Source organism: Nostoc sp. FACHB-190 (assembly GCF_014696905.1).
Lineage (GTDB): Bacteria > Cyanobacteriota > Cyanobacteriia > Cyanobacteriales > Nostocaceae > Nostoc_B.
In genome coordinates, this window is sequence record NZ_JACJQW010000009.1 from 165,543 (window position 1) to 180,815 (window position 15,273).

Annotated in this window: 11 protein-coding genes, 1 other RNA gene and 1 pseudogene; 7 read left to right on the plus strand and 6 right to left on the minus strand. The window is 40.6% G+C overall.

The genetic code is table 11. The features are described from left to right. Positions 1 to 170 precede the first annotated feature (170 nt). Positions 171 to 1,118, plus strand: a complete 948-nt coding sequence (locus H6G28_RS13255; protein ID WP_190593228.1) for a DMT family transporter — start codon at positions 171 to 173, stop codon at positions 1,116 to 1,118. Positions 1,119 to 1,158: 40 nt separating this feature from the next. Further along, positions 1,159 to 1,836 (plus strand): HAD family hydrolase, encoded by a 678-nt coding sequence (locus tag H6G28_RS13260; RefSeq protein ID WP_190593229.1) that lies wholly within the window; start codon positions 1,159 to 1,161, stop codon positions 1,834 to 1,836. A gap of 306 nt (positions 1,837 to 2,142) precedes the next feature. On the opposite strand, the gene H6G28_RS13265 is transcribed toward H6G28_RS13260, so the two are convergent. Together H6G28_RS13265 and ilvA are read right to left on the minus strand one after the other, a co-directional pair. Next, positions 2,143 to 2,514: a zinc ribbon domain-containing protein gene (locus tag H6G28_RS13265; RefSeq protein WP_190593230.1), complete on the minus strand. Its 372-nt coding sequence runs from the start codon at positions 2,512 to 2,514 to the stop codon at positions 2,143 to 2,145. A 124-nt stretch (positions 2,515 to 2,638) separates the two neighbouring features. Continuing rightward, positions 2,639 to 4,150, minus strand: a complete 1,512-nt coding sequence (ilvA, locus tag H6G28_RS13270; RefSeq protein WP_190671256.1) for a threonine ammonia-lyase, biosynthetic — start codon at positions 4,148 to 4,150, stop codon at positions 2,639 to 2,641. Positions 4,151 to 4,296: 146 nt separating this feature from the next. Here ilvA and H6G28_RS13275 point away from each other — a divergent pair, with 146 nt between their 5' ends. Beyond that, a complete protein-coding gene (locus tag H6G28_RS13275; RefSeq protein WP_190671336.1) occupies positions 4,297 to 5,124 on the plus strand; it encodes a M90 family metallopeptidase in 828 nt (275 codons plus the stop codon). A 223-nt stretch (positions 5,125 to 5,347) separates the two neighbouring features. Here the strand turns inward: H6G28_RS13275 and H6G28_RS13280 are convergent, their stop codons facing one another. Further along, complete coding sequence (locus H6G28_RS13280) at positions 5,348 to 5,803, minus strand: EVE domain-containing protein (RefSeq protein ID WP_190593232.1); 456 nt, start codon at positions 5,801 to 5,803, stop codon at positions 5,348 to 5,350. 218 nt (positions 5,804 to 6,021) lie between these two features. Between H6G28_RS13280 and ssrS the strand changes: the two genes are divergently transcribed. Continuing rightward, a non-coding RNA gene (gene ssrS, locus H6G28_RS13285) (6S RNA) lies at positions 6,022 to 6,205 on the plus strand. Between the two features lie 426 nt (positions 6,206 to 6,631). Then, positions 6,632 to 7,948, plus strand: coding sequence for a sensor histidine kinase (locus H6G28_RS13290; RefSeq protein ID WP_190671338.1), 1,317 nt, complete (start codon positions 6,632 to 6,634; stop codon positions 7,946 to 7,948). A 195-nt stretch (positions 7,949 to 8,143) separates the two neighbouring features. On the opposite strand, the pseudogene H6G28_RS13295 reads toward H6G28_RS13290, so the two are convergent. Next, positions 8,144 to 9,136, minus strand: a pseudogene (locus tag H6G28_RS13295) (ABC transporter ATP-binding protein); the annotation flags it as partial. A 78-nt stretch (positions 9,137 to 9,214) separates the two neighbouring features. Further along, positions 9,215 to 10,591: an HlyD family secretion protein gene (locus H6G28_RS13300; protein WP_190671257.1), complete on the minus strand. Its 1,377-nt coding sequence runs from the start codon at positions 10,589 to 10,591 to the stop codon at positions 9,215 to 9,217. A gap of 92 nt (positions 10,592 to 10,683) precedes the next feature. Here H6G28_RS13300 and H6G28_RS13305 point away from each other — a divergent pair, with 92 nt between their 5' ends. Further along, positions 10,684 to 11,319, plus strand: a complete 636-nt coding sequence (locus H6G28_RS13305; protein ID WP_190671259.1) for a TetR/AcrR family transcriptional regulator — start codon at positions 10,684 to 10,686, stop codon at positions 11,317 to 11,319. A gap of 182 nt (positions 11,320 to 11,501) precedes the next feature. Then, positions 11,502 to 11,699, plus strand: coding sequence for a hypothetical protein (locus H6G28_RS13310; RefSeq protein WP_190593284.1), 198 nt, complete (start codon positions 11,502 to 11,504; stop codon positions 11,697 to 11,699). A gap of 45 nt (positions 11,700 to 11,744) precedes the next feature. Here H6G28_RS13310 and H6G28_RS13315 read toward each other — a convergent pair whose 3' ends face one another. Beyond that, positions 11,745 to 15,266 carry an nSTAND1 domain-containing NTPase gene (locus H6G28_RS13315; protein ID WP_242054562.1) on the minus strand — a complete coding sequence of 1,174 codons (3,522 nt, stop codon included), beginning with the start codon at positions 15,264 to 15,266 and terminating at the stop codon, positions 11,745 to 11,747. Positions 15,267 to 15,273 lie beyond the last annotated feature (7 nt).

The window sequence follows — 15,273 nt, forward strand, 5'->3', positions numbered from 1 at the left end:
TGGATTATAACTTGAGATTGACAAAAAAACGAGGAGTGTATCAAGGTTAATACAAAAAATAAGCGATCGCACCCTCATCAATTCTCGGAATTATGCCTGGGAATTTGTCAGTCAAGCAAAATAGCGGCTTCAGCACTACAATCAGATTGTCATTGAGGAACCTTTTAAGCGTGCTAGGCATCCTGACAGTTATTTTATCTGCTTTTGTTTTAGCGTTTCACAACGTGACTGTGCGAGTTTTATTCTCAGAACATCTCGTACTCGGCTTATTTTTACTTGGTGGATACGTTAAACCAGACTTGCCAAATTCATTTTTGCTGATGTTTATGCGGATGCTGCTAGTGGTTCCACTGATGGCAATTGTAGCGTTCAAGTTATATCCATCGGCATTGAAAGAATTACAAGATGCCTTTAAATATCATCGTACTGATATTTTGCGCCAAGCCTTTGGCTGTGGAGTATTAATGTTTGTGTATATTGCCTTACTCTACATTGCGATTGGTTTGATTCCGACGGGAATTGCTATTACTTTGTTTTTTTCTTATCCTGTGTTTACTGCTCTTTTGGCTTGGAAATTTTTTGGCGATCGCCCGACAAGTTTTCGTTGGCTGGTGATGGGTATTATTTTAGTAGGTAGTGTTCTAACTATTCCGCCATCTTCTAATAGTTATAGTAGTTCTGCTATTACTTTAGGAATTCTCACCAGTGTGGGTGCTGGAATTGTTTACGCTTTCTATGGTGTTATCGCCCAAAAATGTTTAGAAAAATTTCATCCAGTTCCCTTCACTTGGATTAGTTTTGCTTCTACTTTAGTGCTTTCTGGTCTTAGCTTACTGTTTTGGCCTATTTCTAGTAGTCAACTTGATTGGACACCAATGTGGATTGGTAGTATTTTTTCGGGTATCGTCAGTTTTGCTGGACATACTTTGAATAATTTGGGTATTCGGATGATTAGTGCTACAAAAGCTGCGATGATTGGTGCTAGTAGTCCAGCTTTGACAGCATTAGTCGCATGGGCAACAATTAGCGAAACTTTAACTGTAATTCAGAGTTTAGGAATTGGTGTGGTGACATTAGGAATTGCGTTACTAAGTGCAGAAAAACATAGTGCATCATGAGTTTTGCACCTCTGAAATATATCCTCAATAAAGAAAAAATATGCTTGCTAATACTATTTTATTTGATTTAGACGGAACATTGACAGACCCGAAGTTAGGAATTACTAGTTGTATTCAGTTTGCCTTATCTGAACTTGGTTATCAACCACCACAAGCTGATGAATTAAATTGGTGTATTGGCCCGCCAATAAAAGATAGTTTTTCTCAGTTATTACAGACCTCAGATGAGACAATACTTACACAAGCAATTACTTTGTATCGTAGTCGGTTTTCCACAATTGGGTTATTTGAAAATACTCTGTATCCGCAGACTATAGAAACTCTGAAGGCAATTCGCTTGGCTGGTTATCAAACTTTTGTGGCGACTTCTAAACCTAATATTTATGCAACGCGCATTATTGAATATTTTGGTTTATCGACATTATTTGAGCAGGTTTATGGTAGTGAACTGGATGGAACGCGGAGTGTAAAATCTGATTTAATTCACTATATTTTGGTTCAGGAAAATCTGTTGCCTGAGAGTACAATTATGGTGGGTGATCGCAAACATGATATCATCGGAGCTAAGGTTAATAATTTAACCACCATTGGCGTTACTTATGGCTATGGAACTGAGCAAGAATTAAAAAATCATGGTGCAGACTTTATTGTTCATTCACCAGATGAAATTGCTAAATTACTGATACAGCGTTTTTCGGTTGAGTGTAGTACAAGTTGATAGGGGCTAGAGGAATCCGCTTTGATTGTTGAAATTATCTGTAAAGGCAGGGAGTAGGGAGTGGGGAGTAGGGAGTAGAAAAGAGCATTTTGTAGGTGTACTGATTTTTTTCAGAAATCAAATATGAGTCCTATAGGGGCTATAGCAATCCTAAATGATACATGAGAGTTCAATAAGCCTCAAATGCTTATAAAACAAGGATTTTTGTCTACGTATTTTCTCACAATTGGGGTAGGATTGCTATAGATTAATTTAGCTCATTGGGGTGAAAATTGTTGATAGTAAAAAAATAGTTTCATCAAACTCTTAAGATGTTGACAAAGCTATCAATAAACAAATAATTAATAAACCCAGTAATAATAGCCAAGTTTGATTGCGTTTTATCCAACTTTGAAAAGTTGTAGAAAAACCGTTGTCTTGACGCTGTTGTTCTTGCTGTAATTGGTATTCGGACAGATTTTGATAAAGGGTACAGTCTTTGGCGTAGGGACGCTGGGGAAAGTTGCAAGTGTCGTCAGCGTGATAGGTGCAGCTATCACACAAATATTCGTCCCCGGTAGCGCGATGTAAGGGAATACCGGGATGACCAAAAGCTTTAAGTGTTGTTCGGCAATAAGGACAGGTAATAGCCTGACTCTCAACGAGTTGATGGCAACGAGGACAAGATACAGTAGCCACAACTTAACCACAAATAAGTAAACACCCTGATTTTAGCGAAAGTTTAGTTTATCGGGACAAACAGACGACAGGAAAACTGCCTTGTTACTTTTGCCTTTTAACTTTTTACTTTTGCCTTGTAGTACTATCCCAAAAATAATTTATATGCTAAGTTCTGGCTTTCATCCCAATACTGATAACCAAGAGTATCGAGAAAGGCTTGCCATTCTTGCATTTCGTGGGGTGGTACTTGCATCCCGACGACAATGCGCCCATAGTCTGCGCCGTTGTTGCGATAGTGGAACATACTGATATTCCAGTTGGGACTCATAGAACCAACAAATTTCATCAATGCACCGGGACGTTCGGGAAACTCAAACCGATACAGTAATTCATTGTGGGCGAGGGGCGAATGTCCGCCTACCATGTGGCGTAAGTGTAATTTGGTGAGTTCATCATCGGTTAAATCGATGGTTTTAAAGCCACAATTTTCAAAGGTTTCGATCATTTTGGCTTTGTCGGCGCGATTTTGAATCTGCACACCGACAAAAATATGGGCTTCTTTCTCATCGGCGATGCGATAATTAAACTCAGTTAAGTTGCGTTGACCAATACATTCGCAAAACTTCCGCAGACTACCTTGTTCTTCAGGAATGGCGACTGCAAATATGGCTTCGCGGCGTTCACCTAACTCGGCGCGTTCAGCAACAAACCGCAGGCGGTCAAAATTCATATTTGCACCGCAAGCCACAGCCACTAAGGTTTGTCCATGAATTTGTTCGCGTTCGACGTAGGCTTTAGCAGCTGCGATCGCCAATGCCCCCGCAGGTTCTAAAATAGAACGGGTATCTTCAAAGACATCTTTAATTGCGGCACAGGTATCATCTGTATCCACCAAAATAATTTCATCTACATATTCTTGACACAGACGGAAGGTTTCTTCCCCAACTTCCCGCACTGCTACCCCATCAGCAAACAAACCAACTTGCGACAGCCGCACCCGTTTTCCGGCTTTTAAAGATTGGTTCATGGCATCAGCATCAACAGGTTCCACACCAATAATTTTAATTTCGGGACGCAACCGTTTAACATAAGCCCCAATTCCCGAAATCAAACCACCGCCACCAATAGCCACAAAAATTGCGTGAATGGGTTGCTGATATTGTCGTAAAATTTCCATGCCGATGGTTCCCTGACCAGCAATGACATCAGGGTCATCAAAAGGATGAATAAAAGTTAAACCTTTTTCTGCTTCTAATTGTCGCGCATAAGTGTATGCGTCATCGTAGGTATTGCCATGCAAAACAACTTGTCCACCCCTAGCTTTAACTGCATTCACTTTTACTTGGGGTGTGGTTACAGGCATCACAATAATCGCAGTTGTTCCCAAACGACTAGCAGCTAAAGCCACACCTTGGGCATGATTTCCCGCCGAAGCTGCAATGACACCCTGTGCTAACAAATCTGGCGGTAAATTTGCCATTTTGTTGTATGCGCCCCGCAGCTTGAAAGAAAACACCGACTGCATATCTTCCCGCTTTAATAACAGCTTGTTATTCAGTCTTTGGGAAAGATTCGGGGCAGACTCCAAAGGGCTTTCTTGGGCAACATCATACACACGGGCGGTCAGGATTTGTACTAGATAGTCGCAAAGCATGGGTGTCAAAGGTTAGCAGATGCCAGATAGATGTTAATTTTACGGCAGTTGTGTACTCAGATTTCCGAATTGTTGAGAAGTCGCGGATCTTTTCGCTGGTGCGATCGCTATACTAACTAACAGTGGCACAGCATCATACAAAATCAATGGGTGCAGCAATTATTATTTTTCTCATCCTGGGATTGATTGTCACCGCAATTTTTATCAGTCCCATTTTGACTAAACGGCGGCGCAATCGCATTAAAAAGCGTCCTTTTCCGCCCCTTTGGAGTGTCGTTATTGAAAATAATCTCCCGATTTACTTACGCCTAACTCCCCAAGAACGCCGACGACTTCAAGGACATATTCAAGTATTTTTAGCCGAAAAACAATTTATTGGCTGTCAAGGCTTGCAAGTCACAGCAGAAATGAAAATTACGATTGCGGCTGTTGCTTGTTTACTCCTGTTAAATGAACGCGGTGAATACTTTCCTAAACTGCGGTCAATTTTGATTTATCCCAGTACTTATTTTGTTAATCAAACTGTAGCGATAAGTGATTATGTTGTCGAAGAAAGACGTGATGCTCGGCTAGGAGAATCTTGGGTTAAAGACCAAGTAATTTTATCTTGGGAACAGGTGCAAAGAGACACCAAAAATTGGAGTGATGGACATAATGTGGTGCTACATGAATTTGCCCATCAATTAGACCAAGAAGATGGTAAAGCTGAAGGTGTGCCAATTTTGCCTAACAAATCAGATTATCTTGTTTGGTCACAAGTAATGACAGCAGAATATCAACAACTCTGCAACGATATGCAACAAGATATCAAAACTGTAATTGATAGTTATGGGGCGACTAATCCCGCCGAATTTTTTGCCGTAGCTACAGAGACTTTTTTTGAAAAGCCACAGCAATTGTTAGAGAAGCACTCACAGCTTTATGAGTTGTTGCAACGCTATTATCAAATCAACCCTATGGAATGGCTTGGATGAATCAGTTAATTTAAGATACTTTAACACTTATAGGACTTACGCAAGAACCCTATCAAATCCTCTTAACTTCGTGTCCTACCCTGCGGGAAGCCGCTATCGCGTCTATGCGCCCTTTGCGGTTCGTTTTTTCATGATTTTGCGTAAGTCCTGACTTATAGGAATTTAAAAAATAATCGCAACAAATAGATTGTCCAAAGGCTTGCCAATATAATCCAAAATCGTATTAGCCTGTTTTCATAGCCAGAATTTTTTGGGCGACAGTTTCACTCACAGGCATAACTGATAATCGATTACCTGTTCTCACCACGGTTAATTCTTCTGGGCTAAATTTCTCTTTCAAAGTTGACAGCAAAATAGGTTGCTCAAACACTTCCACAAACTCTACTACAACTGTTTGCCAACGTGGTGCTTCAGGCGTTGATTTCGGATCATAGTATTTGCTGTCTGGTTCAAACTGCGACGGGTCAGCAATACCTGTTTTGCCTACACGCATTAACCCAGCAATACCCGGAAAAGCAGTATTAGAGTGATAGAAAAACACTAAATCCCCAACCAGCATTTGACGCATATAGTTGCGTGCTTGGTAATTCCGCACACCATCCCAGACTGTTTCGCCCTGCTGTTGAAGGTCGCCAATGCCATAAACATCTGGTTCAGATTTCATCAGCCAATAATTCATCGACAAGACAAGAAGACGCAAACTTTTTATTCTAGCATTTCATATTATTAATATTGATGCAAAAAAACGAAAAATCAAGATTTTAGCGAAAGGTACAGGTGTTCAAAACCCTTACACCCCTTCTTTACAGATAATCTTTATGCGTAAGTCCTGAAGTTGTTTGTCAAAAAATCTTTATATTAAACACACAAGCCGGATGAGAAAGCTATAATGAGTTAGTTGCACTGCGACGTTGGTGACTGCCATCAAGTTTTTTGATCTATGTCTTTAAAGAAAAGGGAACTAAATAGTTCTCGTGGCAGTATACCGGGCTTGTACCCGGAAACTTTAAACGAGCAACATCAGTACCCACCTGGTTTAACCAGGTCATAAACTTAGGTAAAACGGCGTTGCGGTGAACTTAAAATTTTTAGCTCCCAAATTTTAATTAAATTTGGGAGTTTTAGTTATTGGTATAATAAAAATTATAAAAAATTATTATTTATCTCTAATATTATTCGTCTCATTGTGATAACAAGCTTTAAGAGACAATTTATAAAATAAACCTTAAATTTTAGTGGACTGACCACCTTAAAATAGGGCATAAATATAACTCAAGACAGTTCAGTTAAAATCCTGTCGCCTATGGCAACCCACTTTAAAAAGAGGGCAATAGAGGGTTATTAGCCCCATTTTTAAGAAGGGGTTATACCAACTCTATAAGAGGCTGCATATAGCTATCCTATTTGAGATATGAATAAGAGACTTCAAAGAGACAAGGTAAACAAGGGAGATAACTGAACTGTGTGGAAGTATAACTTTTGTGGTGCTTAATTTGGCATCAGGAGTATTCAAGTGGAACATTTTTTTAATTTTTTTCTATCACAGAACTTTATTCCGCATGGGCATTGTTATTTGTGGCAACCGGAATTAGTATGGCTACATATTTTGTCAGATTGTATAATTTCGATTTCTTATTATTCCATTCCCTTGATGTTGGTATATTTCATCAATAAAAGAGAAGATGTACCATTTAAAAATATTTTTGTTTTATTCAGTGCATTTATTATTTCTTGCGGTACAACTCATTTAATGGAAATATTGACGCTGTGGCATCCTTATTATTGGTTATCAGGAACAATCAAGGCGCTAACAGCAATTATTTCTTTTTATACTGCATTGACTTTAATACCTTTAGTGCCGCAAGCACTGACTTTACCAAGTCCTGCACAACTTGAACAAGCAAATCAAGCCTTACAAGTTGAAATTTCAGAACGTAAGTTAGTGGAAAATGAGTTACGTCAATATAAAGAACGCTTAGAAGAATTAGTAGAACAGCGCACGGCTGAACTAGCCACAGCCAATAAACAACTGCAAACTGAGATTGTGCAACGCCAGAAATCTCAAGAAAGAATGGGTGAGTTATTACAAGAATTAAAAAACACCAATCAAGAATTGAATGATTTTGCTTACATAGTTTCCCATGATTTAAAAGCCCCATTAAGAGGTATAGGTTTATTATCAGAATGGTTAATTAATGACTATGGCGATAAATTTGATGAAGAAGGCAAAGATTTAATCAACAAAATTATCCTGAGAGTGAAAAAATTACAAAATTTAATTGATAGCATCTTAGAATATTCCAGAATTGGGCGGATTAGGGAAGAGAAGAGAGAAGTTAATTTACAATATTTAGTCAGTGATGTCATTGAAATTCTAGAACCAAGCAAAAATATTCAAATAGAAGTTAGTGATAATTTACCGATTATTTACTGTGAAAAAACTAAAATGCAGCAAGTTTTTCAGAATTTGCTGAGTAATGCCATTAAGTTTTTAGGTAAACCCCAAGGAAAGATTATCATTGCTTGTCAAGAAGTGGCAGATTATTGGCAAATCAGTGTTACAGATAATGGCATTGGCATTGAGGAGAAATATTTTACAAAAATATTCCAGATTTTTCAAAAATTATCTAGTACTGAAGACCCGACAAGTACAGGAATTGGTTTATCTATTGTTAAAAAAATTGTTGAGATGTATGGCGGTAGTACTTGGGTAGAATCAACATTTAATCAAGGTAGTACGTTCTTTTTTACTATCAAAAAAACGCTGCAAATTCAGCCAGTGCAACCAGTGTCTACAGATGTAGGAGTTCTGTTGGATATGTGAATAAGAGAGACAAGGGGGACAAGGGAGACTCACAAGTGTAGGTTTTTAACAGAGTGATGAGTAGCGACTCTAAAAATCACGATTTAATCAGAGTTCCACCCCCCTCACACCCTTACACCCCTACACCCTAAATCAAGGTTTTTGGGGCATAACGTAAAAAACCTACACCTGTCAGCAACTCCCCACTCCCCGTTTCCGCGAACGAGGAAAGGGAAAAAACTGCGGTACAGAACCTTGTTGACGCAGGCGCGTGACAAAGACGTTTTCTAATGTGGGTTCGCCATGTTCGATGCTGGGTGTGGGTAAATCATTTTGTTGCAAGAGTTGGCGGACTTCTGTTTCTCCCGCATCTAAATTTGGGACGAGGACATCTAAGCGATCGCCAAAAATCTGCACATCTATAATATTGTTTTGTACAGTCTGGGAAAGTATCTCTTCTGTGGCTGTTAAATTTGCGGTTCGCACTTCTAAGCGATGCAAGCCCAAGTTAGCGCGTAAATCTGCGGGTGTGCCAATTTCATGAATTTGCCCACTGTACATCAAAGCCACACGGTGACAGCGTTCGGCTTCGTCAAGGTAAGGTGTTGCTACAACAATTGTCATCCCCTCGGCGGAAAGTTCCGCTAACACATCCCAAAATTCTCGCCGGGAAACAGGATCAACGCCCGTGGTAGGTTCATCTAACAATAAAACTTCTGGTTGAGAAACTAAAGCACAACACAATGCCAGCTTTTGTTTCATTCCTCCAGACAATTGTCCCGCCAAGCGATCGCCAAATCTATCCAAACTCATTAATTTTAAATATTTTTGGCGGCGTTCCCACAGCAAATCATCCCCTACTTGCCGCAAACCTGCCGCATAACGTAGGTTCTCATCAATACTCAAGTCTAAATACAGCGAAAACTGTTGAGTAAGATAACCCGTGATTAACCGTGCATCTCGCGCAGGTTGTCCAAATATCTGCACTTCCCCGGCGGTTGCTTCCATCACGCCGCCCAAAATGTGAAAGGTGGTGGTTTTTCCTGCGCCATCAGGGCCGATGAGTCCAAACATTTCGCCTTTTTGGACGCTGAAATCAATGCCTCGAACGGCTGCTAAGTTGCCATAGTGCTTGTGTAATGCTTGTACTTTGATGGCGGTTGTAGTGGGGCTGGATGAGGGCGGTATGATGGTGAGTTGCTGTGTCATAATTTTTCACGCAGAGACGCGGAGGCGCAGAGAGTTATCAAAAGTTGGCAAACAAGTATCTTTCCCACTCCCTACTCCCTACTCCCTACTCCCCACTCCCTTCAACTGAATCTCCCCATCAGCCGGCATCCCAATTTTGGCGCAGGGCAAATCTGATTGGGCATAGGGATTTTCGGGGTTAAAGCAACCATCGGGGTTTGTGACTTCAACGCGAATACCGACGACTTGTCTGACTCTATCTTTTTGGAAGTAAATATTTTCTGGTGTAAAGGAAGCTTGGGGATCAATGGCTATAACTTTACCTTGCAAGGGTTTGTCTGGTGCAGAATCTAGGATAATTTTTGTGGTTTGTCCTAAGCGTACTTTGCCAATGTCGCCTTCGGGAATAAAACCGCGAAAATACAATGTTTTGGGGTCAACAATGGTCAATATCTTTGTTTGGCTGTTCACTACTGCCCCTGGTTCGGCACTCCGGGCTGTGACTACACCATCTATGGGGCTGAGGACGTTTAAATCTTTTTTAGAGTCGGCAATTTGGGTGAGGATTTGTTGTTTGGCGGCTTGGGCATCTTTGACTTTAGCTTGTGCAGATTTAACTTTAGCTTGTGCAGATTTCAGTTGGGCGTAACTTTGCTGTTGCTTGCGGACTAAGGCTGTTAACTGGGCGTTGCGAATATCCGGGTTAAAGCCTGTGGTTTTGGCTTGGGTTAGCGCCCCTTCGACTGCACTTAATTGCTGATTTGCGGCGTTCACTGCCGCTTGTCTGGCTTCTAAGGTGGCTATGGCTGTGTCCAGGGTGGTTTGGGCTTGGTCGAATTGTTGTTGATTAATCGCGCCTTCTTTGACTAATTTGGCGTAGCGATCGCGGTTGACTCGTGCTAAATTTACTTCTGCTGTTGCTTGTTTAACTTGGGCTTCTGCCTGGACTAATATTGCTTTGGCGGCAGCAACGTTCGATTGTGCCTGTTCTATTCTGCCTTGGGTATCACCTTGAGATTGGCGTACATTCAATTTGGCTTCGTTAATTTGGCTGGTAATTTCTTGAATTTCTCTTTCTACTCGCTCAACATCAGAAATTGCTTGTTGTTCATCTGATTCAGCCGATGCTATCCTCGCTTCTGCACCCCGCAATTGGTCTTGTAAAAGTTGATCATCGCTGTCATCCATTGTGATTAATTCTTGTCCCTTTTTGACTGCCGTCCCTTCCCGCATGGCAATTGACTCAATTCTGCCGGAACGCTTCACCCCAATTTCGGTTTCATAACCCTCAATGCGCCCGCTAACTTTCAACACATTTGTTGCGCCTTGGGGTTGACTATGCCAGACTGCATAGCCAATACCAGCAATTACCAATACACCTCCAATGATTAAAGGTATTGGTTTTTTACGATGCTGCGGTTTGGATACTGGGACATTTGTAAGACTTTCCGGGGGAATTGGGGCAGTCTGAGTCATAGTAGCATCCTGAATTGTCCAAAATATTTTGGTCATCATACTAGACTGTCCAGTATGATACAGCAAGAGATCAGCAAAAAAATTTACTTTTCATGCCTCATACCTCTACATCCCCACTGGAAATTGAGTTACCTGCAATTACGCAAAAACAAGAGCAAATTTTGCAAGGCGCAATTCGAGTATTTTTGCGCGAAGGTTACGCAAAAACTAGTATGGATAGGGTGAGTACAGAAGCTGGAGTTTCTAAACAAACAATTTACAGTCACTTTCAAGATAAAGAAGGGCTGTTTACAGCGTTAATGGAAAGGTTAACACTCAGGTGTTTTCAAAGTATTTTTGCTCACACAGAATTACAAGGTGAACCAGCCAGTTTATTACGTCAAGTTGGCGAAACTTACTTAACCAAAGTTGCCGATAATCCTGATTATGTGGCGCTGTTGCGCTTAGTGATTACGGAATCACAAAACTTTCCTGAACTCGCCAAACTTTATAATCAAACAGTTGTGCAACGTGGTCGATTTTTGTTGAGTCAGTATTTTGCATCCCATCCAGAATTAAATATTACTGACCCAGAAGCGATCGCTCATATTTTTATGGGTTCGCTAGTTTCCTATGTAATTCTACAAGAAATTATGTATGGAAAAGAACTGATGTCTTTGTCACGCGATCGCCTGTTAGATAGTTTGATGACTTTGGTAATGAGTCAGTCTACAGCATGTCTCGGTTGAGTGCAGTACAGGTAGATAGGGAAAAGAGGTTAGAGGCTAGAGGCTAGGGAAATGTACCTCACTGGAATGAAAACCGCTATAAACCTGCCAAAGTGTTATACACAATTTATACTGAATTCTGGCTCCTGATTTCTGAATTCTTCTTCATAAACATTCTGAATATCATCAAAAGGAATGGAAAAATGCCCCTAATTTTTAATCAAGATAAATATAAAGAATTATTAATTAAATATCAGCCAAAGTTAATTAAAACTGAGGCGGAAAAAGAACGAATTTTAGCTATTGTCGAAGAATTAACACGGCGTTCTAATCTTATTCCAGAAGAAGCTGAGATTTATGAATTACTAATAACTTTAATCGAGAAATATGAACAAGAATAGGAGTTATACTAATTCACGAAATTAAGGTTAAATTTCATACATTTTTTATTGTGGTGTGCTGATACCGTCGCACAGATGGCGATCGCTTTCTTCTACCGTCGAGTTATTCTGGAGATAATCTCGCGCCAAATCGCAAGCACTAACCATCAAAGAATCTAGATTCCAATCCCACAAAATTACGGTTTTGTCATAACTAGCGGAAGCAATGGTTTTACCGTCGGGACTAAAAGCCAGATCGTATATCTCTTTTTGATGTCCTTGGAAAGTTTGTAGTAGTTTACCGCTTAAATCCCAAAGTTTCACTGTTTTGTCATAACTAGCAGAAGCAATGGTTTTACCATCAGGACTAAATACTACGCTTGTGACTGTATAATCATATCCTTTGAAGGTTCGTAGTTCCTTACCGCTTAAATCCCAAAGTTTTATGTTACAATCCACACCTGATGAAGCAATAATTTTACCATCTGGACTAAATGCAACACCTGTAACCTGGTCTTGATGTCCTTTAAAGGTTTGTAGTTCTTTACCGCTTAAATCCCAAAGTTTTAAAGTTTTGTCAAAACTAGCAGAAGCGATAGTTTTACCATCGGGGCTAAATGCAACACTAAAGACCGAATCTTGATGCCCTTTGAAGGTTTGCAGTAGTTTACCAGTTAAGTCCCAAAGTTTGATTGTTTTGTCCGAACTACCAGAAGCAATCGTTTTACCATCTGGACTAAACACCACTTTATTAATCCAAACTTGGTGTGTCTGGAAGGTTTGCAGTAGCTTGCCGTTTAAATTCCAAAGTCTCACGGTACCGTCATAACTAGCAGCAGCAATGGTATTACCGTCTGGACTAAACGCTACGCTATAGACTGGATAGATATCTCCTTTGAAAGTTTGCAGTAGCTTGCCGTTTAAATCCCAAAGTTTCACGGTACTGTCATAACTAGCAGAAGCAATAGTTTTACCGTCGGGACTAAACACTACTCTATAGACATAATTTTCATGTCCTTTGAGGGTTTTTAATTCCTTAGTACTTAAATTCCACAGTGTCACATCATTGCCCCAATCAGCCGAAGCAATCGTTTTACCGTCTGGACTAAACGCTACACTTCTAAGTGCAGTGTTCTGTTTTTTAAAGGTTTGTAGTTCCTTACCGCTTAAATCCCAAAGTTTCACAGTATTGTCAAAACTACCAGAAGCAATAGTTTTACCATCTGGACTAAAAACTGCTCTTAAGATTTGATTTTGATGTCCTTTAAAGGTTAGCAGTTCCTTAGCGTTTAAATCCCAAAGTTTCACCGTTTTGTCATCACTAGCAGAAGCAATGGTTTTACCATCTGGACTGAATGCCACACTATTGACCCCAGCTTGATGCCCTTTAAAGGTTCGCAGTTCCTTACCATTTAAATCCCAAAGTTTCACAGTATTGTCTAAACTGGCCGAAGCAATAATTTTACCATCTGGACTAAATACCACGTTAATTAACCTATCTTTATGCCCTTTAAAGGTTTGCAGTTCCTTACCGCTTAAATCCCAAAGTTTCACAGTATTGTCAAAACTACCAGAAGCAATAGTTTTACCATCTGGACTAAAGGCTACACTATTAATCTCAGCTTGGTGTCCTTTAAAGGTTCGTAGTTCTTTACCGTTTAAATCCCAAAGTTTGATTGTTTTGTCATCACTAGCAGAGGCAATGGTTTTACCATCTGGGCTAAAAGCAACACTGATAACAGAATCTTGATGTCCTATAAAAGTTTGCAGTAGCTTGCCTTTAAGATCCCAGATTTTAATTGTTTTGTCTCTACCAGCAGAAGCGAATGTCTTGCCATCGGGACTAAAAGCCATGCCATAGACTACACTGCCGTGTGTAAAATTATTGCGCTGCTTGATTCCATAAACTGCTTTTTGCAAAGCTACCATAGCTGGAATGTAGTTAATTTTTTGTTTTTTAAAGATTCTTCCAGCCTTAATTCCTTTTATCAGTGCTTCCAATTCTTGATGAGAATCAAACAGTACTAACGAAGATTGAGTAATAGCCTCCGCCTTAGCTATTTCGGCTTCTTGCTTTTGAGACCAAGCCACCAGTCCCAAACTAGCACTAATCATCACAGCCACAACTGCACCACCAGCCACCCCCCTGGCTGTTCTAATTTCTCGACGGCGACGGGCTTCTTTTTCTGCTTCTTGACGCTGGCGTAACTCTATACAAGCGTTAACATAGTTAGCCTCAAGTTGGTTGAGAAATCCGGTTTGTTTGGCTAAGACTTGAGCATCTTCTAATCTCCCGCCACGATGCACTAAATAATTATCATCTTTTTGTTGCTTGTCCCAATCTAACGCCGCTTGACGAATAGTTTCTCGTAGTTGCAAATTAGTGCGGTTTTCATCCAACCAATTCAGTAATCTTGGCCAGTAGCGAATTAATGCTTCGTGGGCTACTTCCACTTCTTCTTTACTTGTAGAACTATCAATACTAGTAACTACCAGTCTTGCACCTTCCCCAGCTAATCGATTAACTAGTTCTTTAATTGATGCTGCTGTACTACCCGTTGGAACTAGCTCATCTAACCACACTCTGCGCCTTGTATCGCGGCGGATGTCTCCTTGAATAACGCTGTCATCTAGACGGGTGAGGCGAATGAAAATATTTTTAACTTGTTCCTGTTCCGACAGTGATAGGGTATTGTAAACATCATCGGCAGTTTGAGCGATCGCCATCCTCACACCACCAATCGCTTCATACTCCCCCGACTGCAACCATCTGCCATGTCGCCGCTTCCATAACTCTAGCAGTGCGTGTTGCAACAATGGCATTGCCCCCGGTTCACCTTGAACATCATCCAGAATGGTGTTACTCAACCCTGGTTCAAACCGCAAACCTACCTGTGCAGCTTGCATTTCCATTGCTTTTCGCAATTCCGTCCCATCCATTGGCGCAATCAATTTTTGTCGGGCTTCCATAAGTTCTTTCAACTCCCGGTAAGGAGCGCATTCTCCCCAAAAATCTGCCCGCATCGTAATTACAACTTTTTGCTGTTGAGTTAAGTTTAAAACTTGTGCGATAAATTCCCGACGTTCGGTTTCATCAGGACATAGGGTAAATAGTTCCTCAAACTGGTCAACGATTAAAATAAAAGTTTGCTTAACAGTCGTGCTGACAGCAACACCACCACCACCATTAGCTAATTCAACGGCGGTTTCTGGTTTTGGAACCCATTCATTTTCAATATCCAACAAACACAACGACTCAACTAAAGGTGCAGGTTGTTGATTTTCCCCGCCAGCCAATGTTGCTTGCAATTGCGCCATTGGGTTATTACTGGGTGTCATATATGACACAACTAAATGCGGCTGTTTTGCTTGTAATGCAGGAATCAGCCCTGCTAATACCACTGATGATTTCCCACTCCCAGAAGCACCTAACACAGCTAAAAAGTTATGTTCTGTCAGTTTTTCATTGAGTTGAACAATTAATTGTTCTCGCCCAAAGAAAAACTCGCGGTTTTCTTCGCGGAAAGGATACAAGCCCAAGAAAGGACAACAAGAATTATACGTGGGTGGTTGTTGACCTAAAGCCAAGGCGTTA